The sequence below is a fragment of the Microbacterium sp. No. 7 genome (assembly GCF_001314225.1).
Taxonomy (GTDB): domain Bacteria; phylum Actinomycetota; class Actinomycetes; order Actinomycetales; family Microbacteriaceae; genus Microbacterium.
In genome coordinates this window covers 2,335,411-2,360,412 of the sequence record NZ_CP012697.1, presented here as the reverse complement: position 1 = coordinate 2,360,412, position 25,002 = coordinate 2,335,411, and the positions used below count along the sequence as shown (strand labels likewise).

Below are 25,002 nucleotides of genomic sequence, written 5' to 3'. Positions count from 1 at the left end.
GTAGGGTGGCAGGATGAGCCGATCTCAGGGGGAGGGGCTGCTCCTCGGCCTCGTGCGCGGACTGCTGGGCCTGCTGACGAGCCGGGGCACGACGCCGGACCAGCGGGCGGACGCGCCGCGCGGCGCCGCGACGACGCCGAGGCTGCGCACCGACGTGCCGCGTTCCGCGCCGGCGACGCGGCTCCCCGGCGCGGCGACGGCCGGGAACGCGAAGGAGACCCCGCGGGCCGCGGAGAGCACCCGGCGTGCCGCCGACGACACCACGACGACCGAGGTGGACCCGCCGGGCCCCGACGGCCTGACGATCGTGTACGCGCCGGAGCGCGACGGCGAGCCGGATGCCGGGGAGGTCGTCTGGACGTGGGTTCCCTACGCGGAGAACGACGGGCGCGGCAAGGACCGTCCCGTGCTCGTGATCGCCCGGCAGAGCGCGCACCGCGTGTATGCCGTGAAGCTCACGAGCAAGGACCACGACGGCCGCCGCGACTTCCTCCCGATCGGGCCGGGCGCATGGGATCCCCAGGGCCGCCCGTCGTGGGTGGACATCGACCAGCTCTACAGCGTGCACGCCGACGGCATGAGGCGCGAGGCCGCGGCGCTCGACCTGAAGCGGTTCGCGGTCGTCGCGCAGGAGCTGCGCCGCCGCTTCGGCTGGCGGATCGGGGACTGACGCGCGGCCGGCCCCGGTCACCCGGTCGCGGTCTTCCGCAGCTCGGCGCTGAGCGCCGCGGGCGGCCGGTCGGCGTGCTCCTGCACGTCGACGCGCCGCGCCCCGCAGACGGCGCAGCGCACGTAGAGCACCCGTCCGATCGACGTGGCGTGTCGCGACTCGACGTACCAGCCGTGCTCGTGCGCGGTGGACGGTGCGGTGCTCCGCTGCGGGAGGCCGGTCTCTGCGGGGGTCATGCAGCCATCGTGATGTAATGCTCTTATGCATCTCAACCCTTACGGCGAGTATGCGGTGCTCCTCGCCGCCGCGCTGGCCAACGACTGGCCCGCCGACCGGGCCGGCATCGTGGCCCGCGCCCGGGAGGCCGGGATGACCGTCGAGTTCCCGGAGGAGGCCGACGACCACGGTCGCGTCCGCCGCGTCATCGACGACTGGCTCGTCGTCGTGGACGCCTCCGAGCCCCGTGAGCGGGCGCGCCTCCTGAACGCGCACATGGCGTCGGCGACCGCCTACCCGCGCCTGACGGACCACGACGACGAGGGCTGGCACCTGCACTATCGCGACGACGACGCCAGGTCGCTGCCGCGCGTGCTGTTCGCCGTGATCAGCGTCGGCACCGCGCTGCACCTCACGACCCGCGGCATGCATCGCCTTCATCGTTGCGCGGCGGGGGAGGCGCCCGGCGATCCGTGCCGGGCCGTCGTCGTGGACGTCACGCGCAACGGCCGGCAGCGATACTGCTCGGTGCGCTGCGCGAACCGCGCGGCCGTGCGCCGGCACCGGGCGCGCGCCGGGGCGGGCGGATGAGTCTGCGCGCCCCGCAGTGCTCGAGACCTCTGAGCCCGCTGTCGGGGGCGATCCCCGGCGTGCGGCTCGGCGTCCTCAGCCGGGCGTCACCCGTGGGAGCAGCAGCGACACGTAGCCGCTTCGCCTCCCTTGCGCGTCGAAGAGCGTGCCGAGTCGTTTCACGACGCGTGGCAGCATCCAGCGATCGGACACGCGGACATCGGGGAAGAGATGCCGCAGCCTGACCTCGATGCCGTCCAGCTCGTCGAGCTCGTGCAGCCACAGTGTGACGGCGAGGTTGGCGGGCCCGAGCGTGGAGGCGCACAGCCGCACCGACGGGTTGCGGGACAGCTCTGCGGCCACGGAGTCGAGCGCGTGCGGGGGCACGACGAGCCACAGCACCACCGACGCGTGCCAGCCGACCACCTCGTGAGCGAAGTCGGCGCGCATGCGCACCCAGTCCGACTGGGCGAGGCGTGCGATCGTCCTGCGGGCGAGGGGCACGGAGACGCCGATCTCGTCGGCGACCTCGGCGGCCGGTCGGCGGACGTCGGGCTGGAGGGCCCGGATCACCTGCTCGGTCAGCTCCGACGGCGGCGTGGGGCCGACGCCGCTGCCCGAGCGCACGGTCTCGTCGAGCGCGTGGCGCTGTGAGGCGCTGAGCATGTCGAGCTCGTACTCGGAGCCCTCGCGGTAGATGCGTCGGATGAAGTGCGTGCTCGTCGCCGTCACGCCCGGCAGCACCGAGATCGCGGTGGACACGTACTCATCGATCTGACCGGGGGTCGACGCGGCGATCGTGACGGCGAGCTCGCGCGGACCGGAGGTGCATTCGATGGTCATCACCGCCGCCTCGCGCGCGATGGCGTCGGTGACCTGGGAGCGCCTGCCGGCTTCGCAGCGGATCTCCACCAGCGCGCTGCTCGCGCGCAGCCGCTGTCCCGTCGGGGAGTGGGCCTGCATCCGCTCCGGCAGCACGTAGGCCGTCGTCCACGCCAGCCCTTCGCGGGTCAGGCGCGTCCATCGTCGCGACAGCGTCGACGGGTCCGTGCGCAGCACCGGCGCAAGCGTGCTCCAGGAGGCGCGCGGAGCGATCTGCAGCGCATTGAGGAGCTGGAGGTCGAGGCTGTCGAGCACACCTCTATCCTCGTGCGTCACGCGCCAGACGGCGCGGGGGTCTCGCGTGATCATGGCACCGCGGCGCCGGAACGGGCGACGGTCGATCGCACCGTGCCGTGCGCCGTGCGCCGCCAGGCGAGCTCGGCGAGGGTCGCGGCCTGCCGGGCCATGACGGCCTCGTCGAAGAGCGCCCCCGCCGAGTGCATCGCCGCGGGCGCGCCGGGGCCCTCGACGCGTGCGCCCAGGAACGCGAGCGTGCCCGGGACCTCGTCCAGCACATAGGCGAAGTCCTCGGACGCCATGGAGGGAGCGGCCATGCGCGTGACCGCGGACGGGCCGTAGAGATCGGCGAGGGCGCGCAGCACGAGCTCCGTCTCGTGCTCGTCGTTGTTCGTGACCGGGTAGGAGTCGATGAACTCGGCGTCCACGACACAGCCGTGCGCGTGGCCGATCGCGGATGCCAGCGCCGGAAGCTCGACCCTGACGAAGTCGAGCGTGGTCGAGGACAGGGTCCGGATGTTGACGTCGATCTCCACGCGTGCGGGGATGACGTTGACCGCGGCCGAGTCGCCGTCGATGCGCACGACCGACACGATGGCGGGGTCGGTCGCCGGCACGCGTCGCGCGGTGAAGGACTGCAGCGCCAGCACGATCTCGGCGGCCACCGGCACGGGGTCGATGCCGAGGTGCGGCCAGGCGGCGTGACCCCCGTCGCCGGACACCACCAGCCGCATGCCGCTCGCGCTCGCCATCACCGCTCCCGCTCTCGTCGCGAACCGCCCGGCCGGACGGGTGCAGTCGACGTGCAGCGCGTAGGCCGCGACGGGGCGGTCTCCGGCGGCGTCGAGGAGGCTCTCGCCGAGCATCTTGCGCGCTCCGTCGTGCCCCTCCTCTCCCGGCTGGAACATGAACACCACGGCGCCGGACAGCGCCTCCCGCCGCGCGGCGAGCAGCCGGGCGGCGCCGACGAGCCCGGCCATGTGCAGGTCGTGGCCGCACGCGTGCATCGCGCCGTTGGCGGAGGCGAAGTCGAGCCCGGTCTCCTCCGTGATCGGCAGGGCGTCCATGTCGGCCCGGAGCAGCACCGTGTCGCCGGGCGCGCCGCCGTGCAGCACCGCGGTCACGGAGCTCAGGGCGGTGCCGAGCGTCACCTCCAGCCCCAGCCCCTCCAGGGCGTCGAGCACCGTCGCCCGGGTGCTCGGCAGCTCCAGGCCGACCTCCGGTGTCGAATGCAGCCTCCGGCGCAGGGCGATCAGGTCGGGCAGCAGACGGTCGGCTTCGCGCGTAAATGTCATGGGTGTGCACCTCCAGCGGTCACAGTACGAACAATGCCGGCGACGATCCCCGGTTTTCCGCCGATGGCGCACGAAAGCGACGGCAGGAGGCGGGTCGATGCATGCATCGACCCGCGGGGGAGCCTTCGCGTGTGCTTCGTGCATCGAACGGCGGGTCGCGTCCGTTCTCGTGCAGATCGCGGCGGAAAGGGCGGGATGTTCCCCGAACGGTTCGATCCTGTTGCCACGCAGTCAACGATGTGTTCCCGAACGGAGACTCCACATGGCCAGAATCCACCGCGCCGCCGCGGTGCTCGCCACGCTTGCACTCCTCACCGGCTGTTCCGCAGCCGTGGGGCCGGCGCCGACGCCGACCGACGTCAAGACGATGCTCACCGCCGACCCGACCACCTTCGATCCCGCGAGGGGACTCGCGATCGACGACTACCTCATCGCCCGATACCTCTTCGACTCGCTCCTGAGGCACGACGACGGCGGGATCACCGGTGCGCTCGCGGAGTCCTACGAGGCCGACTCCGCGTCCGAGTACCGCTTCGTGATCCGCGACGACGCCACCTGCGCCGACGGCACGCCCATCACCGCGAGCATCGTCGCGGACTCCCTGGAGTACTTCGCCGCGCCCGACACCGGCTCCACCTTCCGGGTGCTCGTCTTCGGGGTCGGCGAGCCCACGATCACCGCCGACGACGCGTCGCGCACGGTCTCCATCTCGCTCAGCGAGCCCTGGTCCGACCTTCCCGCCGGGCTGACCCTGGCGCAGACGGGGATCATCTGTCCCGCCGGCCTCGCAGCGCCCGAGGAGCTCGCCGCGGGCACGGTCGAGGCCGCCTTCTCGGGTCCCTACACGCTCGCCGACGCCAACCCCGGGGTCGGCTACCGCGTCGAGCTCCGCGAGGGCTACACCGCCTGGCCGGACTATGCCGTCCCCGTCGAGGGGACGGTGCCCGCGGCCGTCGGCTTCGCCCTCGCCTCGGATCCCGCGACGGTCGCCAACCAGCTCCGGTCCGGCGACCTCGACATCGGCATCCTCGCCGACGACAACCTCGACCGGTTCGCCTCCGACGACGCCTTCGAGCTCCTCCTCACCGACGGGGTCGGCACGTGGCTGGTGTTCAACGAGCGGGAGGGCAGCGTCTTCCACGATGCCCCCGAGCTGCGTGCCGCCGTCGCCTCGGCGATCGATCGCGCGGCGCTGAACACCGTCGTCAGCAGCGGTCGCGCCGAGCTGTTCGACTCGATCGTGTCGCCGCAGATCGAATGCGCGCTGGACGGCGGCGATCTGCTCCACCCCTTCGATCCCGAGGCGGCCCGTGCGCTGGAGGGCGTGCGCATCCGGCTCATCGGCAGCAACACGATCGGTCCCGCCGGCTCCGGCAACGAATACGTGCAGTCCGCGCTGCGCGAGGCGGGGGCCGACGTCGAGCTGCGCAACACGGATCCCGGGACGTGGGTGAACAACCTCGTCGATCTCGGCTGGGATCTGACGATGTACGGCGACGCCAACCAGACTGGAACGGTCTCGGCATCGCTCAGCCGCCTGCTGTGGACACCCGCCGAGAGCGGCGGCCGCAGCGTCGGCGCCGCCGACAACCCCGAGGGCACCGAGCTGATGTGGCAGGCGCTCGCGACCTCCGATCCGGCGGAGCGGTGCGACTACCTCGAGCGGGCGCAGCGGACCGCTCTCGAGCGCACCGACGTGATCCCGCTGTTCTCGGGGTCGCCGACGGTCGTGGTGCGGGACGGCTTCGCGGCCGGCACCTACGCGGGCTACTACGATCCGACCTCGATCCGAATCCTCCCGTGACCCTGATCGGACAGGCGACGGCCGTCGACGGCGCCGTTCTCGGAGGGCCCACGGGCTCTCCGAGAACGGCGGCGCGCCCGCGGACGCGATCGCCCTGGACGGGATTCGCGCTGCGCCGCGCGGCGACCCTGCTCGTCTCGGTGCTCGCGCTGGTCGTCGTGACCTTCCTCATCGTGCAGCTGATCCCCGGCGACCCCGCGATCTCGATCGCCGGACCCGACGCCTCGCCGGAGCGCGTCGCGCAGATCCGCGCCGAGCTCGGTCTCGACCTGCCGGTGTGGCGGCAGTTCCTCGACTACGCGGCCGGACTGCTGGCGGGCGATCTGGGCGACTCGTTCAGCTGGGGCGTGCCGGTCTCGACCATCATCGCCAACCGGATCCCGTACACGCTCACGCTGGCACTCGTGTCCATGGCCGTCGTCCTCGTCGTCGCGATCCCCGCGGGGCTGGCGGTGACCGTCCTCACCCGAGGGGGCCGGCGCCGCGGTCTCGACCTGGCGTTCGGCGCGATCACGGGGCTCTTCTCGGCGGTTCCCGGCTACGTCACGGCCACGCTGCTGGTGGTCGTGTTCGCCATCGCCGTGCCCCTCCTCCCTCCTGCCTACACGGCCGGCGCGGGATGGCGAGGGCTCGTCCTCCCCGTCGTCGCGCTCAGCCTCGGCGCGACCTGCACGCTGGCCCGGGTGGTGCGGCGCGACAGCGCCGCCGCCCTCGAGCTCGACTACATCCGCACCGCCCGCGGATGGCGCCTCCCCGCCCCGCGGATCTACCTGCGCCATCTGCTCCCGAACGTCATCACCGCCACACTCACGCTCAGCGGCCTGCTCCTGTCGGGGATGTTCGCCGGAGCGGTCGTTGTCGAGGTGGTCTTCGCCTGGCCGGGGCTGGGCTCGGCGGTGGTGAAGGCGATCGTCTCGAGGGACTACCCGGTCATCCAGGGGATCGTCCTGGTCGTCGGCGTCCTCGCCATGCTGGTGAACCTCGTCGTCGACGTGCTGCTCGGCACGATCGACCCCCGGAGCCTGAAGGGACGACATGTCGACGTCTGACCCCGCCATCCGCCGCCGCTGGAACGCCTCCGTCGTCGTGGGCGTCGCCGGGCTGTCCGTCATCGTCGTGGCGGCGGTGTTCGCCCCGGTGTTCCTCACCGGCCCGGCCGAGGCTCTCGGCGGTCGGGCGAACCTCCCGCCGTCGCCGGAGCACTGGCTCGGCACCGACCGCTTCGGGCGGGACATCCTCGCCAGATCGCTGGTCGCCGCGCGGCTCTCGCTCACGTTGACGGTCATCGCGTGCGCCATATCGGCGGTCGCCGGGACGCTGATCGGCACCGCGGTGTGGTTCGCTCCCGCCCGCATCCGGGAGGTGGGCCTGCGTGCCATCGACATCGCCGTGGCCTATCCCAGCCTGCTGCTCACCCTCGTCGTCGCCGCGATCCTCGGACCCGGCTCGGTGTCGGCCGTGCTGGCGATCGGGATCGGCGGGATCCCGGTCTTCGCGCGCATCGCGGCGAACCTCGCCGGCGCCGTCGTGCGCCGGGACTTCGTGGTCGCCGCCGAGCTCCTCGGCGTCACCCCGCTGCGCGTGCTGCGCCGGCACGTGCTTCCCAACATGGCCGAGTCCTTGCTGGTGCTGACGGCGACCTCCTTCGCCCTGGTGCTCGTGGAGCTGTCGGGGCTCTCGTTCCTCGGGCTCGGCGTGCAGCCGCCCGACTACGACTTCGGCTCGCTGCTGAGCGCGAGCCTCGCGACCATCTACACGCAGCCGTACCAGGTCATCGGACCGGCGGCGATGATCGTGATCACCGGGCTGTCCGCCATGCTGATCGGCGACGGGATCGCCGCCGGGGCCGACCCCCGGTCGTCCCGGAAGGCCTCCCGCCCCACGCACGCCCCGGTCGAGCGCCGGGCTCCGCGGAGCACCGTCGTGGCGGACGTCGAGGGGCTGCGGATCACCGCCGATGACGGGACGGTGCTCGTCGCCGACGTGTCGTTCACGATCGGGCCCGGGGAGATCGTGGGGATCGTCGGCGAATCGGGGTCCGGAAAGTCGCTCACCGCGATGGCGATGGCGCAGCTGCTGCCCCCGGAGCTGACCGCGTCGGCGAGGTGCCTGGCGGTGGGCGGACTGGACCTCGCGGTGCCCGTGGAGCCCCGAGCCCTCGTCGCGGCGCTCGGGCTGGTGTACCAGGATCCCTCATCCTCGTTCAACCCCGTGATGCGCATGGGCGCGCAGCTGACCGAGGTGCTGCGCGTGCATCGCGGCCTCGGACGGCGTGCTGCCCGTCAGAGGATCGCACGCGGCCTCGAAGCGGTGCATCTGCGGGAGCCGGAGCGGATCATGGCCCAGCATCCCCACCAGCTCTCCGGGGGGATGAGGCAGCGGGCCATGATCGCCGGCGCGCTGTCCACCGACCCCCGGCTGATCATCGCCGACGAGCCGACCACCGCGCTCGACGTGACGGTGCAGGCCGGGATCCTGCGCGAGCTCGCCGCGATGAACGACAGCCGAGGCACGGCGATCATGCTCATATCGCACGACATCGGCGTCGTCGGCGCGCTCTGCAGCCGGGTGCTCGTCATGAGATCGGGAACCATCGTGGAGGAGCTCGCCGCCGCGGACCTCCGCCGCGGCGCCTCGACGCACCCGTACACGAGGAAGCTCATCGCCGCGGCAGCGGTGACGCGAGGGGAGGCCTGAGATGGGACAGGAGGCACTGGCGATCGACGTCCGCGCGGCGACGGTCAGATTCGGCGGTCGTGCGGCGCTGGACGGGATCGACCTCGCCGTGCGGGCGGGGGAGACCCTCGGCGTCGTGGGCGAGTCCGGCTCGGGCAAGTCCACTCTGGCGAAGCTCCTCGTCGGGCTCGTGCGCCCCGATGAGGGAAGCGTCCTCGTCGGGGGTGTCGACCCGCGCGGAGTCCGCGGCGCCGACGCGGTGCGGCAGCGGCGACGGGTGCAGCTGATCCCGCAGGACCCCTACGGCTCCCTGAGCCCTCGCCGCACCGTCGCGGAGACGCTCGCGGAGGCCCTGGATCCGCGGAGCGCCGCCGTCAGGCGCCACAGGGACGAGATCGTGCGATGGCTGGAGCTGGTGAGGCTGCCGGCGGCCGTCGCCGGGAGCTATCCGCACGAGCTGTCCGGAGGGCAGCGCCAGCGGGTGGCCGTCGCCCGCGCTCTGATGGTGGGCCCCGCGGTGGTGATCGCCGACGAGATCACCTCCGCCCTGGACGTCTCCGTCCAGGCGGACGTGCTCGCGCTGCTCGGCGACCTCCACCGGCGACTCGACTTCACCATGGTGTTCATCTCGCACGACCTCGGCGTGGTCCGCGCCGTGAGCGACGAGCTCGTCGTGATGCGCGGCGGCCTCCTCGTGGAGCGTGGTCGCGCCGGGCAGGTCTTCGCGTCTCCCGCGTCGCCGTACACGCGCGAGCTCCTCGACTCGATCCCCGGGCGACCGGGATTCACCATCCGCCGACCCCGTACGCCCGTCAAGGAGACACCGTGACATCCGAATCCACGACATCCGAGTCCACGCGCGCCTGGACCGACATCGACCGACTCGCGGAGCGGTGGCTGGCGGCGTTCGCCCTGCTGTGCCCGACGACCGCCGGCTATCGTGGCGTCGGAGCGGCGGACCCGTCCCGGTGGGACGACTACAGCGTCGAGGGCCATGCACGGGTCGCTGCCGAGCAGCGGCGCGTGCTGAGCGAGCTGGAGCGTCTCACCCCCGTGGACGAGACGGACCGGGTCACCGCGGCGGAGCTGCGCTCCCAGCTGACATCGGCGGTGGCACGGTACGACGCGGGCTTCCACTATCTGGACGTCAACGTCGTGTCGTCGCCGGTGCAGGCCTTCCGTCTCGCGATCGAGGCCATGCCCAAGGGCGCCGCGGAGGACTCGGCCGCGGTGTCCGCGCGCCTGCGCGATCTGCCGGCGGCGGTCGCCGCCTACGGGGCGACCCTTCGCGACGGGCTCGCGCAGGGATGGCGACCGGCGCGACGACAGGTGCTCGCCGCGGCGGGGCAGGCCAGGCGCGCCGCCGCCGACGGCTCTCTCGATCGGCTCGTCGCCGAGTCGGCGGCGGCAGGCGCTGACGACCGGGAGGTGAGCGCCTCCGCGGACGCCGCACGATCGGCCTTCTCCTCCCTGGCGGCGGCTCTCGACGACCTGGTGCCGGGGTGCGGCGACGACGACGCGGCCGGTCGCGAGCGGTACGCCCTGGCGTCCGAAGGCTTCCTCGGAGCCAGGATCGACCTCGACGAGACGTACGAGTGGGCCCTCGACGAGCTCGAGCTCCTGACGGCCGAGATGGAGGGCGTCGCCGCCCGAGTCCTGCCGGGCGAAGACGTGCGCTCCGTGATCGCCCACCTCGACGCGGATCCTGGGCGACGCATCCGCGGGCGCGAGGCGCTGCGGGACTGGATGCAGCGGACGAGCGACGAGGCGATGGCCGCCCTCGACGGGACGGCCTTCGACATACCGGCCCCCCTGCGAAGGCTGGAGTGCATGATCGCCCCGAGCGCGACGGGGATCATCTACTACACCGGGCCGAGCGACGACTTCGAGCGCCCGGGCCGGATGTGGTGGTCGGTGCCGGACGGCATCGACGAGTTCTCGACCTGGCGCGAGCGCACCACCGTGTTCCACGAGGGCGTTCCCGGGCACCATCTGCAGATCGGCACCGCGGTGCTCAATCACGCGGACCTCAACGCGTGGCGGCGACTGCTGGCCGGCTCCTCCGGCCATGCCGAGGGCTGGGCGCTCTATTCCGAAAGGCTGATGGACGAGCTCGGCCATCATGCGGACCCCGCCGATCGGCTCGGGATGCTCGGAGCCCAGCGCATGCGCGCCGCGCGGGTCGTCATCGACATCGGGGTGCATCTCCGAAAGCGCCGACCGGACGGCGCGGGCGAGTGGGATCGGTCGTTCGCCCGGGACTTCCTCGCCGCGAACGTGCCGCTCGACCCGGCCTACATCGAGTTCGAGATCGACCGCTACCTCGGATGGCCGGGCCAGGCGGCGTCCTACAAGGTCGGCCAGCGCTGCTGGGAGCAGCTGCGCGCGGAGGCGGAGACCGGCCCCGGTTTCGACCTGAGGCGCTTCCACGGGCGTGCCCTCGCCCACGGCGGGCTCGGGCTCGACACGCTCCGCTCCGCTCTGCGCCGGGACGACGTCGAGGGGGAGGAGGCGGGACGTGCGGCACAATCCGGACTACGAGCTCACTGAGCTCGCCGCGGTCCGCGCGCTCGTGCGGGAGAACCCGTGGGTGACGATGGTGAGCCACGTGCCCGGTGCGGGGCTGGTGGCGTCGCACTGCGCGGTGCTGCTCGAGGAGGACGCCGAGGGTCTCGTGCTCCTCGGTCACCTCGGGCGCCCCGACGAGAGGCTCCACGGGCTCGGCCGCCACGAGGTGATGCTGATCGCGTACGGCCCGCAGGGCTACGTCTCGCCGGGCTGGTACCGGACCGCGCCCGCGGTGCCCACCTGGAACTTCGTCGCCGCCCATCTGCACGGCACCCCGGAGATCCTCTCCGACGCCGACAACCTGGAGGTGCTGGATCGGCTCGTGCGGCGCCTCGAAGAGCCGATGCCCGAGCCGTACCTGATGGGCAGGACGTGCGAGAACGCGGAGTACGCGGGCAGGATCGCGCACGGCACGGTCGGCTTCCGTGTCGCGGTCTCCCGGTTCGAGGCCAAGGAGAAGATGAGCCAGGACAAGCCGGCGGAGGTCGTCGACCGGGTCATCGAGGCACTGCGTCGTCCGGGCCCCTATCAGAACGACGCGCTCGCGCACCGGATGGCGCTCGTGCGGGACCGGCGTGCCCGTGGATTGAGGGGCGAGGCGTGACCGGGCCCGCGGCCGACCTCACCATCCGGCGCGCGCGGCCGTACGGCGGAGACCCTGTCGACATCGTGGTCCGCGGCGGCCTCATCGACCGGATCACGGGAGCGGGCCGGGCGGAGGCCGTCGGGGAGGTCGTCGACGCCGACGGACGCTGGATCGGCCCTGGCCTGTGGGACGCGCACGTGCACTTCACGCAACACGTCAGCCGGCACAGGAGGGTCGACCTCACCGGCACCGCCAGCGCGCGAGAGGTGCTCGACGCCGCCCGCGCGGCGCGCTCACGGGGATGGCCGCTGCAGGGCGGCTTCCTCGTCGGATACGGGTTCCGCGACGTGCTCTGGCCCGACCAGGCGACGCTGAGCGACCTCGACCAGGCCGTCGCCGACGTTCCGGCGGTGCTCATCAGCGGCGACCTGCACTGCGGATGGCTGAACTCCGCGGCCGCCGCCCGGCTCGGCGTCGCCGTGGACCGTTCGGGCCTGCTCCGTGAGACGCCGTGGATCGATGCGCTGCACCTTCTCGACGACCAGGGATCCACGCCCCTCTCCGCCTTCGCCGAGGCCGCGGAGGCGGCGGCGTCCAGGGGCGTGGTCGGCGTGGTCGACTTCGAGAAGGCCGACAACATCGCCGAGTGGGCCGATCGCACGGCGCAGGGCGTGACCGCACTCCGGGTGGTCGCCGCGATCTGGCCGGACCGGCTCGACCGCGTCATCTCGGCCGGGCTGCGCACCGGCGACACCGTCGACCGCTCCGGCCTCGTCTCGGTCGGTCCGCTGAAGGTCATTGTGGACGGCTCCCTCAACACCAGGACCGCCTGGTGCTGGGAGTCCTATCCCGGCGCCGATGCCGCCGATCCGCTCGCCGCCGGCGTCGAGAGCGTCCGGATCCCCGACCTGCGCGCCCTTCTCGCCCGCGCTCGTGCCGCGGGCATCGAGGCCGCCGTGCACGCGATCGGGGATCGGGCGAACAGCGAGGTGCTCGACGTCTTCGCGGCGCTGAGGATGCGAGGCGTGATCGAGCACGCGCAGCTGGTCCGGGAGGACGACTTCGCACGGTTCGGGCAGCTGGGCGTCGTCGCGAGCGTCCAGCCCGAGCACGCCATGGACGATCGTGACGCCGCCGAGCACCACTGGGCGGGCCGGACCGGACGGGCGTTCGCGTTCGGCTCCCTCCATCGAGCGGGTGCTCGGCTGCGGCTGGGGTCGGACGCACCGGTCGCGCCGCTCGACCCCTGGATCGCCATCTCCGCCGCGACCGCGCGGAGCCGCGACGGCAGATCCCCCTGGCACCCGGAGCAGCGGCTGCCGGTGGACGTCGCGCTCGCCGCATCCGCGCGCACGACGCTCCAGACCGGCCAGCCGGCGGATCTCGTCGTCGTCGACCGCGACCCGCGGGCGTCGGACGGGCAGGAGCTTCGCACGATGCCGGTGTCCGCGACGCTCCTCGCCGGCCGCTTCACGTGGCGCGACTTGTGAGGCGCGCGCAGCGGCGCGCGCCGGCATCCATGATTGCCCGGGACCCGGGAGACGACCTACGATCGGTGAGGGTTGCCTTACCGGCGTCCGGCTGGAGGAGACCATGACCACACGGCTGCTGCTGACGTGCGCCGCGATCGGCGTCGCGGGCGGTCTGGCGAACATCGGGAACGCGTACCTCTTCAACATGCTGGTCGTCGTCGCCCCGATGCTGCTGGGCGTCGCCGCGGGCCTCTACTTCCTCCCCGGAGTGGTGGCTCTCGCCGCCCTGCGACGCGGCGGCGTCGGACTGCTGACCTCGGTGATCGCAGGCCTCGTGCAGGTGCCGTTCGTGCCCACCGGGATCATCAGCGTCTCCGTCTTCGTGATCATCGGCGTCCTGATGGAGCTGCCCTTCCTCCTGGGCGGCTACCGCTACTGGCGTCCCTGGCTGTTCTTCGTCATGGCGCTGTGGGCGGCGGCGTTCTACAGCGTGTACTGGTTCTTCGCCTACGACCTCGTCTCCTCGACGGTCGTGCTGCAGATCGGCCTGCCGCTGATCCTCGCCGTGGTGCTCCTGCTCACGGTCCTGATCGCCCAGCTCCTCGCCGCCCAGCTCGCCCATGTCGGCGTGCTCCGCGGCGTGCAGCTCGCCGAGGACCGTCGTCGCAACGGCCGACGGTCCGCCGCGGGCACGGGGGCGACGGACGCCGCCGGCGACGCGGAGCCGCGTCTCTGATGGCTCGCGATCACAGCCGGCCCGTCAAGCCCGCCGTCCAGCGGATGCTCCGCGGCGAGGTCCTCCGGCGGGAGCAGGTGTCGCCGCACGTGCTCAGGATCACGATCGGAGACGGCGAGCTGGACGCGTTCGCGCCCATGGGGTTCGACCAGTGGTTCCGGTTCTTCTTCCCCCGCGACGGGCAGGCCGAGTTCCGCCTCCCCGGCCGCGGCGACCTGATCGGCTACGCCCAGTTCCTCGCCACCCCGGCGCGCGTGCGCCCGCACATGCGGAACTACTCCGTCCGAGAGCTCCGCCGCGAGGGCTCGGGGACGCGGATCGACATCGACCTCGTGCTGCACGCGGGAGGCGTCGCATCCGGCTGGGCGCGGTCCGCCCGGCCGGGGACGCAGATCGCGGTGCTCGACGAGGGCATCGGGTTCGCCCCGACCCCCGACGCCGCCCGCTTCCTGCTGGTCGGCGACGAGACGGCGCTCCCCGCGATCGCCGGCATCTGCGCCTCCCTGCCCGACACGGCCCGCGGGGTCGCGGTGATCGAGATCCCCGATCCGGCCGACCGCCAGGACCTCCGCGCGCCGCAGGGCGTCGAGATCCGCTGGCTGCCGCGTGCGCCAGGGAGCCGGCCCGGAGCGTCGGCGCTCGCCCACGTCGAGCACGACGACGGGCTCTCCTCGTCCGGGACCTACGCGTTCGCCGCCGGCGAGGCGTCGCTGGCCACCGGGGTGCGCCGGCACCTCGTCGCCCGGGGCATCCCGAAGGCCGATGTCGCCTTCTGCGGCTACTGGCGGTCGCCCGCACGCTGAGAGAGGCCCGGAATCCGCGACTCACGCGTGATTCCGGGCCTCTTCCGGTGGGCGATACCAGACTCGAACTGATGACCTCTTCCGTGTGAACCCGCTTTCGGGGGTGTAGCGGGGTGAAGCGCAGTGTAGCCGGGTGTAGCTTATGGCTGATCAGGCGGCGATTCTCATGTAACCGCGTGTAGTCCCGTGTAGCCGCGTATTGCCGAGGTCTGCCCCACGTTTGCCCCACGCGGGTCGCGCATCGCGTGCGCGATATCGGTCGCCGTCGTCGGCAAGAAGTGCGCGTAGATCTCCGTCGTCGTGATGCTCCGATGCCCGAGCAGGTCGGCGATCCTCCCGAGCGGCACGCCATCCATCGCGAGCCACGACGCGTACGTGTGGCGGAGGTCGTGCAGCGTGAGATCGAGATCCCCGAGCCCTGCCGCTTTGAGGGCGGGCTGCAGCACGCGCTGCGTGAAGTTGCGGTCGTCGCGCACGCCGCCGCGCGCGGCAGGGAACACGAGCCCGGAGGGGCAGGAGCGCTCGTGGCGGTGCTTCACGCCGCACGGGCGCGGGTCGGGCACGACGAGCTCGTCGACGGCCCACTGGAACAGCGGCACGCGGCGCGTGCGCCGGCCCTTCGGGTAGGGCTTGATCTCGGTGCCGTCGGTGACGTCGGAGACCGTGACCATCGCGTGCTGCAGGTCGAGGTTGTGCAGGTGGAGGGCGCAGGCCTCGCCCCAACGCAGTCCGGTGCCGACGAGGAAGTCGAGCAGCGCCCGGTCTTGGCTTCCTGGTACTGCGGCCGAGAGCGCCGCGTACTGCTCGCGGGTGAGGAACACCGGAGGCTGTGCGTGGGTCGGGGGCAGCTTGATGCGCACGGCCGGATTCGCGACGATGATCTCGGCATCGACCGCGGCCGTGAGCGATGACACGAGCACGTTGAGGATGCGGCGCACGGTCGCGGGCTTGCGGGTGCGTGGCTCGTCCTCGTTGACCTCACCGTCCTTGCGAGCGACGTTCTCGACGAGCAGCTGCGTCGCCCACGCCTGCACGTCGTGTCGGCTGATCTCCGCGAGCGGCGCGTCCTTCCACCGCGGCATGATGTGGTTGCGGATGATCGACTCCTCGGACGCCGCGGTCTGCGGCTCGATCGCGCGCGACGGCCACCAGATGTCGCACCACTCACCCCACGTCGTGAGACCGACGCGCGGATCGCGCCACCCGGGGCGCTTCACCTTGCCCTCGGCCTCGACGGCGGCGTCCCTCGCGGCCTTCTTGTGCGCGTGCGTGCCCGCCGAGCGCTTCTCGCCGTTCGGGAGCCGGTACATGCCCCGGTAGCGGCCCGAGGGGAGCTTCTCAGTCCACGCCATCAGGCACGGTCCCGGATCGCATACCACCGGTGCGCGATTGAGCCGAACCGCTTGATCTCATCGGCATCACGGTTCATCTCCTGAGCCAGCTTGTACGCACGCCACCACATCCTCCCGTGCTCGTTGGCCTCCTGGGGTGTTGCTTCACCGTCAGCAGGAGCGATCGGCGGGTATCCCTGGGGTGCCGTGCGCCGTCGCGTCGATGAGGGGAGGCCGGCTGCTTTCCGGGCCATCTCCAGCCACGCTGTCGCCTCATCCATGTCATGAGCGTGCGCGGCGGTGATCTCCTCAGGTGCGACGATTCGCGAGACCGCCTTCAGATCGACGCTGCGGGGCACGGTCACGTCGACTTCAGCGACGACCGCTGGCGCTGACTTGCCGTCGCCGCCAGGAACGATCACACGCATGCCAACGACTGGCGACTCGGGCAGTTCCCAAACGTAGGCGTAGGCACGCTCGGGGTCTGCTGGTGTCGTTGATGTGAGGCTGCGAAAGGACACGGATACGATCCGGGCCTTCGGTTTGCGACTGAACCACGACATGGTTCCTCCTAAGGGTGTCTCGCTGCTGGTGTCCAGTCGTCACGCGGCAAGGCGAATTTCGCCGCGGTGGATGGCCTTCCGGTAGGCCTCGACGATGCGCACCGTGACGCCGAGCTCGCGCGCGATGTACCAGGCGTTGTCGCTGAGCCGCTCGGCTGCGGCGTAGGCCCGCTCATCGATGAGCAGCTGCGCGGCGGTGCGCCATGCCCGCCATTCGACGGCGGGATGCCGGGTGCGGTCACGGTAGAGCGCGTGGGCGTACTCGTGGGCGAGGGTCTCCTGCTCCAGCGCGCCGCAGAGCGACGACCGGAGGAGGATGAGACGCTCGTCATCGAGGTACGCGCCAAGGCGCTCCGGCGGCAGCCCCGTCGTCGTGTACTCGACGCGCACGCCGAGCTCGCCGATCAGCGCATGCAGATCGATCATTCCGCCTCCGCCTCCTGGCGTGCCTGCCAATCCGGATCGTCCGACGCAGCCAGAGCGACGCTCTCGCGCGAAGACTCGTTGTCAGGAGAGCGTTCGGCGCCGAGCCTGGCCTGAACGATGCTCGATGCCTTGTCAACCGCCTCACCAATCGGTGCGTCAAAGAGTGTGGACGTAGGGGAGAGCCCCAGACGTCGGCCGATCTCGAGGGTGAGCTGCGCCTCTGACGCTGCTCGCAAAGCACTCTCAAGCGAGTCGACACCAACATCTGCGGGGGTGAGATGCCCTAGCCGCACCAGATCGGCAAGTACGGGACGTCTGTACTCGCGGGCGATGTCGCGGGCCGTTTCGAAGGTGACCTGGCCGAGATTGAGCTGACGGTTGAGTGTGCCCTGGTTCATGCCGACTCGGCGCGCAACCTCGCGGATGGAGTCGGATCCGCGCACGTCGTCGATCCATCGCATCGTCTCGTTCATGTCTCAAGGATGACTCACCGATGACTCATTCGCAAGTCATTCGTCCGATGAGCTTGACAGCATGACCCGCGAATCGGACACTTGACTTATGAATCGGACAGATGAGCAGCAGGTGAGGATCCGTCCCGGCCTGCTCGATCGCCTCAAGCTCAACTCGGGCGTGAAGAGCGACGACGCCTTCGCCCGGATGATCGGAGTCAGCCGCTCCACGCTCTCTCGACTTCGCGCGGGCGACGAGCCCACGATCCGGACGGCTTGGAACATCGCTGACGCGTTCGGTCTCGGTCTCGGCGAGGTAGTCGTCGCGGTCGATGCCCCCGAGGCGGTGTCGAGGTGAGCGCGCGTTTGACGGTCGCGGAGGTCGCGGTCATCGCTCGGAAGCACCCCGTGACCGTGCGGAAGGCCCTCGAAGGCAAGAAGTTGCACGGCACGCAGGCGAGCACCGGAGGCCGGTGGAGCGTTCGCGAGGACTGCCTTGAAGCCTGGCTGGATGGCGAGAAGTGCGTCCACCAGGCCGCGAAGATCACGCCGCTGAGGAAGGCGTCGTGATCGCCCGCCTGGTCCTCGCCGTGCTGATCGTGGCGGCCGCGGTCGCGTCGACGCCCGCGGCTCTCGCGCCGGGCATCAACTCGGCCGACCTGATCTGCGCGAGTGCGCCGATCGCGCTCGCCGTCGTGCTGCTGCGTCGGCGCCCTCAGTCTCCCGCCGCCGGCGACCGTCTCCCGTCGCCGGCGGGATCCTCCCCGGAGGTGTCGGAATGAACCTTGAGCCCGTGTCGGCGCAGGAAGCCGCAGGAGCCCCTATGCCGGTCGAGTTTCGCGAAGACACCCTGACACGCGTCGGCATGGTGGTTGGCGCGTCCACCGGTCTGGTGGCGCTGATCGCGGCGGGTGTGGGTCTGGCGGTGATCCTGTGAGCGTCGTTCTCGGGTTCGATACGTCGCTCACGATCAGCGGGTGCGTGCGCTTGGAGCTCGGCGTCGGGGCTGAGGGGCAGGTCGAGCCGGTCCGGTGGGAGTGGTGGCGTGCACGCACGACGGCGCCGGAGCAGTCGGGTGTGCGGTCGATGCGTCGTCGCATCCGGTTGATGCTGACGGAGATCCTGGCGCTCTGCCCTGAAGAGCACGACCTCGCGGTCGTCGAGGGGCCCGCGATCGGTGCGAGGCATGCGGCGCTCGCGGATGAGCGTGCGGGGCTGCGCTGGTTGCTGATCGATCAGCTCCTCGCGCGTGGGCCGGTGGCGGTCGTGCCGCCGAAGACGCGAGCGATCCTCGCGGGCTCGGGCAATGCGCGCAAGGAGGCGGTGCACGCAGCTGCCTCGCAGCTGTTCCCGGCGGCGGGAGTGCCGGCGTACGGCGCGGGGCGGTTCGACGTCGCTGACGCGGTGGTGCTCGCCGCGGCGGGCGGGGTGGCGCTGGGGATGTCGTGGCCAGGTGGGCTCACGGCGAAGCAAGTTTCGGCGCACGGCAAGGTGCCGTGGCCGGTGGGAGCGGGCGCGAGCTCGCAGGGATGAGGGAAGCGATGGACATCAAGCCGACGAGTTTCGCGAGGGGTGTGCCCCCGGAGGAGCGGAACGGGTTCTACGGGCTCGAGGAGGAACTGATCGAGCAGGCGGGGTCGGCGCAGCCGATCGTCGCGATCGTGACGTACACGCTCGACGAGGTCGTGCAGAAGGTCGTCGCGGGCGAGCAGTACCCGGTGGTGAAGGCCTTCTCGATCGAACCTCTGCACGACGAGAAGGCGATCGCGCAGGCGGTGAATCTGCGGGACGCGGCGCTCAAGGAGCGCACCGGCGTTGAGCAGCTCGACCTCCCGGAGGTGGACTGATCATGGCCGAGCGCAGCTACGAGTTCACGGGCATTGAGAAGGTCAACGCCTGGGGCATCACAGTCCGGCAGATCCGGGCGACAAGGGACATTCCGCGTCACGGCGTGAAGGCCGGCGAAGTCGGCGGATGGGTCGAATCCGCAGATCTTCCATCCGGCGACGCGCGGATCTTCGGCGACGCGTGGATCTTCGGCGACGCGCAGATCTTCGGCGACGCGCGGATCTTCGGCGACGCGCGGATCTCCGGCGACGCGTGGATCTTCGGCGACGCGTGGATCTCCGGCGACGCGCGGATCTCCGGCGACGCGCGGATCTCCGGCGACGCGCGGATCTCCGGCGACGCGCGGATCTCCGGCGACGCGCAGATCTCCGGCGACGCGCGGATCTCCGGCGACGCGCAGATCTCCGGCGACGCGCAGATCGATCGCGCGTGGCAGTGCCTGGTCGTCGGCCCCATCGGGTCGGAGAACGTCTACGCGACGCTCTACCGCACAGCCAACGGGCGACACAGGCTCCACGTGGGGTGCTGGGAGGGCACGCTCGGCACGCTGATGGCCGAGGTCAAGCGCCGCCGGCTCCGGTGGACCGCGGACGAGGCCACGCAAGAGCTGTGGGTCGCGCAGTACCGGGCGCTTCGACGTCTCGGCAGGGCAACGGTGGTGCGCTGGGCTGAGGCGGAGGGCCAGTGATGGCTACGCGATCGCAGGCGACTCTCGCTGGTGTCTCGGCGGGTCGTTTCCGTCGCCGTAACTACGGCCGCAACCACGGCTACCTCCTCGATGGGCAGAAGATCATCTCGGTCACGAAGATCCTCAGCCTCGGTATGCCGAAGCCGGCGCTGATCAACTGGGCGGCCGGCGAGGCTGCACAGCTTGCGTGGGAGAAGCGCGACGAGCTCGCGACGGCGCCGTACACCGAGTTCATCCAGACGGTGTCGAAGGCGCACGAGCGGAAGCGGAACAGTGCCGCGGTGAAGGGTACCGCGGTCCACGCCTATGGTCAGCGGCTCGTGCACGGTGAGCGCGTCGAGGGCATCCCGGACGAGGTCGCGAAGAAGGTCGACCAGTACGTGCGGTTCTTGAACGAGTGGCAGGTTGTGCCGGTCGTAACGGAGGCCGCGATCTGCAACCTCGATGCACCGTACGGCGGGACGCTGGACCTCATCTTCACGTCGCCTCTGTTCCCGGGACGCGTGTTCCTCGCGGACATCAAGACGTCGCGTGCGGTGTACGGCGAGACGGCGCTGCAGCTCGAGGGCTACGCGCGTGCCGACTTCTACATCGGTGAGGGCGGCGGCGAGGTGGACCTCGCGGGCATCGGCATCACCGACCACGTCGTGATCCACCTCGAGGAGGAGCGGTACCACGTCATCGAGATGGAGAAGGGCGACCTGGTCTGGTCGATCTTCCACGCGGCCCTTGGCGTGGCGCGCGCGATGGACGGTCCTCGCGGTGAGTCGGAGATGGATGCGCTCGTGATCGGTGAGCTGTACCGGCCTGGGGAGGCATGGCTGTGAGCACCGCAATCGCCGAGCACCTCGCGACCAAGCGCATCGCGCCGAGGCAGATCGAGGATTCCCTCGCGCTGCCGACGACTGCCGACCCGGAGCTGTGGACGGATGACCAGAAGGCGTTGCTGGATGCCGCCGGCCTGGTGAAGCGTCCGAAGAACGGTCCGGCCGAGCCGGCGCCGAGATCGACGGTGGTCGCGTTCCTCGCGCACTGCCAGCGCACCGGCCTCGATCCCATCGCGAAGCAGATCTACGCGATCGAACGTGGTGGGAAGTGGACGATCACGGTCAGCATTGACGGGTTCCGGCTCGTCGCGCAGCGGTCCGGGCAGTATGCCGGGCAGACGCCGATCGAGTGGACCGGTGATGGTGTCACGTGGGTCGACGTGTGGCTCGCCGACGAGCCGCCTGCCGCGGCGCGCGTCGGTGTGCGGCGGCGCGGGTTCGACGAGCCGCTGTTCGCCGTCGCGCGGTGGAAGTCGTACGCGGTGACGGTGCCTGAGTGGCAGAACCGCCAGATCGTCGGGGAGAAGCTCTCACCGATGTGGGAGCGCATGCCGGACCTGATGCTCGGGAAGGTCGCCGAGGCGCTCGCGCTGCGGCGTGCGTTCCCGATGGAGCTCTCGGGCCTGTACACGGAGGAGGAGGTCGACTACGAGATCTCCGCCGAGCCGGCGCCGCGTGCGCCGCGTGCTGCTACTCCGTCGCTTGAGCCGGGCACCCGGTCGGCGCAGCGCGACCCGCTCCCGGGCGAGCACGTCGCTGAGGAGCGGGGAGATGCCGACGACCCGCCCGTCGCTGCCCGCGCAGAGCAGGGCGGCGTGTGCGCTCGCTGCCGGGAAGACGGCGACGTGTTCGTTGACAACGGCCTCTGCCAGGTGTGCGACCGCGAGGTCGCCGCAGAGTACGCGAGCGAGGCGTCATGAGCACGACGAGCGTGCGGCGCCTGATCGCAGTCCCTGTCGAGAGCGTCGTCGTCGGCGACGAGATCGATAGCGTCGGGCCCAGGCCCGAGGTCACGGCCCGCGTGAGTGGCGCGAACGGGCAGCGCTATCTGGTGACGCGGACCGCTGGCAGCGCCGAGGTCGTGCGCGAGTTCGACCGGCGTCAGATGGTGAGCGTCTGGCGATGAGCGACATGTCGACGATCGAGCACGGCGCCGCCGAGCCGCCAGTCCATTCGCCCGCGGAGATCGAGGAGTGGGCGGAGCTCGTGCGTCGCCGAATCGTTCGGCAACCGCCGAGACCCGGGACCGTGAAGACGCCGGACTCGATCATCGAGGACCTCGAGCATCTGAAGTACGCGGCGGGGCAGAACGTCGTGATCTTGCGGGAGGCGGAGCGGATGCGGTCGGCGGCGCGGCGGGCGCTCGCGAGGGCGCAGGCCGCGGCGCAGCGCACAGCTCGCGAGGAGGCGAAGACGGAGAAGCTGACCGTCGACGAGAAGGCCGCGCGTGTCGAGGAGCTCACCGAGGCTCTCGCGGATGCCGTCGAGGTCGCGGAGATCGCATACAACTACGCGAGGCGTGTCGCGGAGTTGACGGAGTCGGCGAAGTCGACGACGCAGACGCAGTCGAAGCAGGTCGAGATCACCTATGCGCTCGCGGGTAGCCGGCGGGGTGCGTGATGGGTGCGGGGGACTTCACAGTGCGGACGGTGCGGCTCGTGTTCTTCGAGCGCGACGGGGAGGCGTGCTTCTTCTGCCGTCGGCCGCTGCGGTGGGAGGAGCGCGGGTTCGGCTGGTCCGCGCACCATCGGCGGCCGCGCGGCCGCGGCGTGCCGCAGCGGCCGCGCGATGCACGTGTCGTCGCCGAACTGCATCGCCTGACGTCGCCCGCGAACTGTCTGATCTTGCACGGTTCTGGGACCACGGGGTGTCACGGCTGGGCGGAGCACGAGCGTGCGCGCGCGATCGAGATGGGGTTGCTGATCTCGCGGACAGCGACGACGGAGGAGTTCTGGCCGGAGCGCGTGCCGGTGCAGCGGATGGACGGGACGTGGTGGCTGCTGACCGATGGTGGCCGCGCAGTCGAGGTAGACGGAGGGATGAGCCGATGAGCAGGGCTGAGGGGTTCGCAGCGGTGCCGAACTGGATGATCCGCGAGAAGAGCGTGCCGCGCAGTGCGATCCTCGTGTACGCATCGCTGTCGTCGCGTGCTGGGATGGGGTCGATCTTTCCGTCGCAGGCGAAAATCGCTGAGGAATCTGGCCTCAGCGAACGCACGGTCCGCCGGATGATGAAGCACCTCGAGGATCTCGGGGTGATCGATCGGCACTCGCGACGCGGCTCTGAGGGGCGCGCGACCAGCAAGACGGACGGCTACACGCTGCATCCGAACGGACGCTTCGAGGGATCGGGCAATCTGTCCGGTCGCTCGAAGGGACCGGACACGGAAGGGCAAGCGACCGGCCAGGAGCAGCAGTGGGCTCCTCTTATAGAGGTAGATAGAGAAGAGGTAGATAAAGCCTCTTGCTCATTCGACGACTTCTGGGCCGTCTGGCCGAGGAAGGATGCGAAGAAGAGCGCACAGGCTGCGTGGGCGCGCGCGATCAAGAAGGCCGCGCCGGAGACCGTCGTCGCCGCCGCCCGCGCGTACGCCGAGTCACCTCATAGGCCGGAGAAGCAGTTCGTGCCGTACGGCGCGACGTGGCTCAACGGCGAGCGGTGGAACGACCCCACGCCCGAGCCGCGCGACATCTCGACAGCGGTCGGCGCGAACACCCGAGTGCTTGTCGGGCTTGAGATGGGCGCCCGTATGCAGGCCGCGTTCGACGCGCAGCGGAGGGAGATTCCGTGAACATCCAGGAGACCGCGGCGCTGCTGACGCGGATTCAGATCATCGACAACCGTCGGTTCGAGGAGGCGACCGTGCTCGCGTGGCACGAGCTCGTCGCTGATCTCGACTATGGGCTCGCTGTCGAGGCGGTAGGGCTGCACTTCCGCGAGTCGACGGCGTATCTCGCGCCAGCGCATGTGCGTGACGGTGTTGAGCGGATGCTGCTCGCTGCGCTCGGGGAGCGGGAGGACGAGTGGGGCAACCGCGTCGACGCGGACCCTGTCGCGCTGGCTGCCTATCGGCGCGCCGTCGCGCGCCGGACGGAGATCGAGTCGTGAGCGACTTCGACGATGTCCCACCGGACGACCCGTACGCGCCGGCGCCGCAGCAGCCTGATCCGGCCGTGCTGATCGAGCAACGCGTCATCGGGGAAGCGATGCGCTACCCGCACACGATCCCCGAGCTCGCGCGCGTCGTTAGCGGAGGCGACTTCCACGACATGCGACTCGGCGTGATCTTTCGCGGCATCGTCGAGCTCCACGCCGCCGGCGGGCCCGTCGACTACCTCGCCGTTTGGGACCGGCTCGCCGCGTGGGATGTTCGTGGCGTCGATCTCGGCGACCTGTCGCGCTGGCACGACACCGCGACCAGCGGCGGTGGCAGTTACTTCGCCGCGCGGGTGCGGGAAGCATCGGTGCGGCGTCTGCTGGCCGACGTCGGGCAGCGGCTCGTGCAGGGCGCTGACGACCCGGGCGTGATGATCGCGCGCGCGCAGCAGGATCTCCGCACGATCACCGACATGCGCTCCGCTGGCGGCGCGGAGGGCGTCGTGTGGCTGCGGGACATGCTCGCCGTGCCAGAGGAGAGCGACGCGTACGACTGGGTGATTCCCGACCTGCTGGAGCGGCAAGACCGGCTCATGCTGTCCGCGTCCGAGGGGGCGGGTAAGAGCGTGATGCTGCGTCAGCTGGCGATGCTCAGCGCGGCGGGGATTCACCCGTTCCGGTTCTCGCCGATCGATCCGGTCCAGGTGCTCGTCGTCGACGCCGAGAACAGCGCACGGCAGTGGCGGCGGTCGGCGCGCCGTCTCGCCGATGAGGCCGCAATGCGCGGCCGCCGCGACCCCCGCAACCACGTCGCGCTGCGCAACGAACCTGTGATGGACATCACCCGTCCCGACGACATCGGCCGCATCCACAGATGGATCGACGAGGCCAAGCCCGATCTGGTCGTCCTCGGCCCGCTGTACCGCATGACAGGCGGGTCGCTGAACACTGACGAGGACGTGCAGCCGGTGCTGAAGGCGCTCGACAGTCTCCGCGAGCGGGACGTCGCGATGCTCATCGAGGTGCATGCCGGTCATGCCCGCTCGACGTCGGGAGAGCGAGAGCTGCGTCCCCGTGGCTCGTCGGCGCTGCTCGGCTGGCCGGAGTTCGGTCTGGGGCTGAGGAGGGACAAGCAGAGGGAGGGCCGGTCGCCGACGTTCTCGCTCGTGCGGTGGCGTGGCGACAGAGACAAGCGGGAGTGGCCCAGGCAGCTCGTGCGCGGGCAGGTCTGGCCGTGGGAACCGACGTTCGGATGA

33 protein-coding genes are annotated in these 25,002 nt (G+C 71.1%); 26 read left to right on the top strand and 7 right to left on the bottom strand.

Annotated elements, in window-relative coordinates:
• Positions 1–13: 13 nt before the first annotated feature.
• Complete coding sequence (locus tag AOA12_RS10945; protein WP_054682674.1) at positions 14–670, top strand: type II toxin-antitoxin system PemK/MazF family toxin; 657 nt, start codon at positions 14–16, stop codon at positions 668–670.
• 17 nt (positions 671–687) lie between these two features.
• Here AOA12_RS10945 and AOA12_RS10940 read toward each other — a convergent pair whose 3' ends face one another.
• The gene (locus AOA12_RS10940) at positions 688–906 is read right to left on the bottom strand and encodes a hypothetical protein (RefSeq protein WP_054682672.1); all 219 of its coding nucleotides are present in this window, start codon (positions 904–906) and stop codon (positions 688–690) included.
• A gap of 25 nt (positions 907–931) precedes the next feature.
• On the opposite strand from AOA12_RS10940, the gene AOA12_RS10935 reads away from it, so the two are divergent.
• Complete coding sequence (locus tag AOA12_RS10935; protein WP_054682670.1) at positions 932–1,477, top strand: CGNR zinc finger domain-containing protein; 546 nt, start codon at positions 932–934, stop codon at positions 1,475–1,477.
• A 75-nt stretch (positions 1,478–1,552) separates the two neighbouring features.
• On the opposite strand, the gene AOA12_RS10930 is transcribed toward AOA12_RS10935, so the two are convergent.
• Positions 1,553–2,593 carry an Lrp/AsnC family transcriptional regulator gene (locus AOA12_RS10930; protein ID WP_054682667.1) on the bottom strand — a complete coding sequence of 347 codons (1,041 nt, stop codon included), beginning with the start codon at positions 2,591–2,593 and terminating at the stop codon, positions 1,553–1,555.
• Positions 2,594–2,643: 50 nt separating this feature from the next.
• The gene (locus tag AOA12_RS10925; RefSeq protein ID WP_082406164.1) at positions 2,644–3,870 is read right to left on the bottom strand and encodes a M20 metallopeptidase family protein; all 1,227 of its coding nucleotides are present in this window, start codon (positions 3,868–3,870) and stop codon (positions 2,644–2,646) included.
• Positions 3,871–4,132: 262 nt separating this feature from the next.
• On the opposite strand from AOA12_RS10925, the gene AOA12_RS10920 reads away from it, so the two are divergent.
• The 9 genes from AOA12_RS10920 (at position 4,133) to AOA12_RS10880 (ending at position 14,515) form a co-directional block, all read left to right on the top strand.
• Complete coding sequence (locus AOA12_RS10920; RefSeq protein WP_054682665.1) at positions 4,133–5,674, top strand: ABC transporter substrate-binding protein; 1,542 nt, start codon at positions 4,133–4,135, stop codon at positions 5,672–5,674.
• Positions 5,671–6,723: an ABC transporter permease gene (locus AOA12_RS10915; RefSeq protein ID WP_231637068.1), complete on the top strand. Its 1,053-nt coding sequence runs from the start codon at positions 5,671–5,673 to the stop codon at positions 6,721–6,723. Before AOA12_RS10920 ends, AOA12_RS10915 begins: the two co-directional genes overlap by 4 nt.
• A complete protein-coding gene (locus AOA12_RS10910; protein WP_054682664.1) occupies positions 6,710–8,371 on the top strand; it encodes a dipeptide/oligopeptide/nickel ABC transporter permease/ATP-binding protein in 1,662 nt (553 codons plus the stop codon). Before AOA12_RS10915 ends, AOA12_RS10910 begins: the two co-directional genes overlap by 14 nt.
• A gap of 1 nt (position 8,372) precedes the next feature.
• On the top strand, positions 8,373–9,179 hold the full coding sequence (locus tag AOA12_RS10905) for an ABC transporter ATP-binding protein (RefSeq protein ID WP_054682661.1): 807 nt from the start codon (positions 8,373–8,375) through the stop codon (positions 9,177–9,179).
• Positions 9,176–10,900, top strand: a complete 1,725-nt coding sequence (locus tag AOA12_RS10900) for a DUF885 domain-containing protein (protein ID WP_054682659.1) — start codon at positions 9,176–9,178, stop codon at positions 10,898–10,900. The genes AOA12_RS10905 and AOA12_RS10900 overlap by 4 nt, the downstream gene beginning before the upstream one ends.
• Positions 10,869–11,522 (top strand): FMN-binding negative transcriptional regulator, encoded by a 654-nt coding sequence (locus AOA12_RS10895; RefSeq protein ID WP_054682657.1) that lies wholly within the window; start codon positions 10,869–10,871, stop codon positions 11,520–11,522. The genes AOA12_RS10900 and AOA12_RS10895 overlap by 32 nt, the downstream gene beginning before the upstream one ends.
• The gene (locus AOA12_RS10890; RefSeq protein ID WP_054682653.1) at positions 11,519–12,994 is read left to right on the top strand and encodes an amidohydrolase; all 1,476 of its coding nucleotides are present in this window, start codon (positions 11,519–11,521) and stop codon (positions 12,992–12,994) included. Before AOA12_RS10895 ends, AOA12_RS10890 begins: the two co-directional genes overlap by 4 nt.
• 103 nt (positions 12,995–13,097) lie before the next feature.
• Positions 13,098–13,712 carry an ECF transporter S component gene (locus AOA12_RS10885; protein ID WP_054682651.1) on the top strand — a complete coding sequence of 205 codons (615 nt, stop codon included), beginning with the start codon at positions 13,098–13,100 and terminating at the stop codon, positions 13,710–13,712.
• Entirely contained in the window at positions 13,712–14,515 is an 804-nt protein-coding gene (locus AOA12_RS10880) for a siderophore-interacting protein (protein ID WP_054682649.1), read from the top strand. The genes AOA12_RS10885 and AOA12_RS10880 overlap by 1 nt, the downstream gene beginning before the upstream one ends.
• A 164-nt stretch (positions 14,516–14,679) precedes the next feature.
• Here AOA12_RS10880 and AOA12_RS10875 read toward each other — a convergent pair whose 3' ends face one another.
• From AOA12_RS10875 to AOA12_RS10865, 4 genes are read right to left on the bottom strand one after another with little or no spacing between them, the layout of a single operon-like run.
• Positions 14,680–15,867, bottom strand: coding sequence for a tyrosine-type recombinase/integrase (locus AOA12_RS10875; RefSeq protein ID WP_054682648.1), 1,188 nt, complete (start codon positions 15,865–15,867; stop codon positions 14,680–14,682).
• On the bottom strand, positions 15,867–16,409 hold the full coding sequence (locus AOA12_RS23135) for a hypothetical protein (protein WP_156366472.1): 543 nt from the start codon (positions 16,407–16,409) through the stop codon (positions 15,867–15,869). The genes AOA12_RS10875 and AOA12_RS23135 overlap by 1 nt, the downstream gene beginning before the upstream one ends.
• Positions 16,410–16,448: 39 nt before the next feature.
• Positions 16,449–16,835 carry an ImmA/IrrE family metallo-endopeptidase gene (locus AOA12_RS10870; protein WP_054682646.1) on the bottom strand — a complete coding sequence of 129 codons (387 nt, stop codon included), beginning with the start codon at positions 16,833–16,835 and terminating at the stop codon, positions 16,449–16,451.
• A complete protein-coding gene (locus tag AOA12_RS10865; protein ID WP_054682644.1) occupies positions 16,832–17,308 on the bottom strand; it encodes a hypothetical protein in 477 nt (158 codons plus the stop codon). The genes AOA12_RS10870 and AOA12_RS10865 overlap by 4 nt, the downstream gene beginning before the upstream one ends.
• An 88-nt stretch (positions 17,309–17,396) precedes the next feature.
• Between AOA12_RS10865 and AOA12_RS10860 the strand changes: the two genes are divergently transcribed.
• Genes AOA12_RS10860 through AOA12_RS10795 form a run of 15 tightly spaced genes read left to right on the top strand, consistent with a single transcriptional unit; the run spans position 17,397 to position 25,002 of the window.
• The gene (locus tag AOA12_RS10860) at positions 17,397–17,645 is read left to right on the top strand and encodes a helix-turn-helix domain-containing protein (RefSeq protein ID WP_054682642.1); all 249 of its coding nucleotides are present in this window, start codon (positions 17,397–17,399) and stop codon (positions 17,643–17,645) included.
• On the top strand, positions 17,642–17,857 hold the full coding sequence (locus AOA12_RS10855) for a helix-turn-helix domain-containing protein (RefSeq protein WP_054682640.1): 216 nt from the start codon (positions 17,642–17,644) through the stop codon (positions 17,855–17,857). The genes AOA12_RS10860 and AOA12_RS10855 overlap by 4 nt, the downstream gene beginning before the upstream one ends.
• The gene (locus AOA12_RS10850) at positions 17,854–18,069 is read left to right on the top strand and encodes a hypothetical protein (RefSeq protein ID WP_054682638.1); all 216 of its coding nucleotides are present in this window, start codon (positions 17,854–17,856) and stop codon (positions 18,067–18,069) included. The genes AOA12_RS10855 and AOA12_RS10850 overlap by 4 nt, the downstream gene beginning before the upstream one ends.
• Positions 18,066–18,224, top strand: a complete 159-nt coding sequence (locus AOA12_RS23130) for a hypothetical protein (RefSeq protein ID WP_156366471.1) — start codon at positions 18,066–18,068, stop codon at positions 18,222–18,224. The genes AOA12_RS10850 and AOA12_RS23130 overlap by 4 nt, the downstream gene beginning before the upstream one ends.
• Positions 18,221–18,820: a hypothetical protein gene (locus AOA12_RS10845; RefSeq protein WP_054682636.1), complete on the top strand. Its 600-nt coding sequence runs from the start codon at positions 18,221–18,223 to the stop codon at positions 18,818–18,820. The genes AOA12_RS23130 and AOA12_RS10845 overlap by 4 nt, the downstream gene beginning before the upstream one ends.
• Positions 18,821–18,828: 8 nt before the next feature.
• Positions 18,829–19,134 carry a hypothetical protein gene (locus AOA12_RS10840; RefSeq protein WP_054682633.1) on the top strand — a complete coding sequence of 102 codons (306 nt, stop codon included), beginning with the start codon at positions 18,829–18,831 and terminating at the stop codon, positions 19,132–19,134.
• Between the two features lie 2 nt (positions 19,135–19,136).
• Entirely contained in the window at positions 19,137–19,823 is a 687-nt protein-coding gene (locus AOA12_RS23125; protein WP_054682630.1) for a hypothetical protein, read from the top strand.
• Entirely contained in the window at positions 19,823–20,650 is an 828-nt protein-coding gene (locus AOA12_RS10830) for a hypothetical protein (RefSeq protein WP_054682628.1), read from the top strand. Before AOA12_RS23125 ends, AOA12_RS10830 begins: the two co-directional genes overlap by 1 nt.
• Positions 20,647–21,570, top strand: a complete 924-nt coding sequence (bet, locus tag AOA12_RS10825) for a phage recombination protein Bet (RefSeq protein WP_054682626.1) — start codon at positions 20,647–20,649, stop codon at positions 21,568–21,570. Before AOA12_RS10830 ends, bet begins: the two co-directional genes overlap by 4 nt.
• On the top strand, positions 21,567–21,776 hold the full coding sequence (locus AOA12_RS10820) for a hypothetical protein (protein ID WP_054682624.1): 210 nt from the start codon (positions 21,567–21,569) through the stop codon (positions 21,774–21,776). Before bet ends, AOA12_RS10820 begins: the two co-directional genes overlap by 4 nt.
• Positions 21,773–22,270, top strand: coding sequence for a hypothetical protein (locus tag AOA12_RS10815; RefSeq protein WP_156366470.1), 498 nt, complete (start codon positions 21,773–21,775; stop codon positions 22,268–22,270). The genes AOA12_RS10820 and AOA12_RS10815 overlap by 4 nt, the downstream gene beginning before the upstream one ends.
• A gap of 29 nt (positions 22,271–22,299) precedes the next feature.
• The gene (locus AOA12_RS23605) at positions 22,300–22,701 is read left to right on the top strand and encodes a hypothetical protein (RefSeq protein ID WP_197280905.1); all 402 of its coding nucleotides are present in this window, start codon (positions 22,300–22,302) and stop codon (positions 22,699–22,701) included.
• Complete coding sequence (locus AOA12_RS23600) at positions 22,698–23,441, top strand: helix-turn-helix domain-containing protein (RefSeq protein WP_054682618.1); 744 nt, start codon at positions 22,698–22,700, stop codon at positions 23,439–23,441. Before AOA12_RS23605 ends, AOA12_RS23600 begins: the two co-directional genes overlap by 4 nt.
• Positions 23,438–23,758, top strand: coding sequence for a hypothetical protein (locus AOA12_RS10800; protein WP_054682616.1), 321 nt, complete (start codon positions 23,438–23,440; stop codon positions 23,756–23,758). Before AOA12_RS23600 ends, AOA12_RS10800 begins: the two co-directional genes overlap by 4 nt.
• Complete coding sequence (locus AOA12_RS10795) at positions 23,755–25,002, top strand: AAA family ATPase (protein WP_054682614.1); 1,248 nt, start codon at positions 23,755–23,757, stop codon at positions 25,000–25,002. Before AOA12_RS10800 ends, AOA12_RS10795 begins: the two co-directional genes overlap by 4 nt.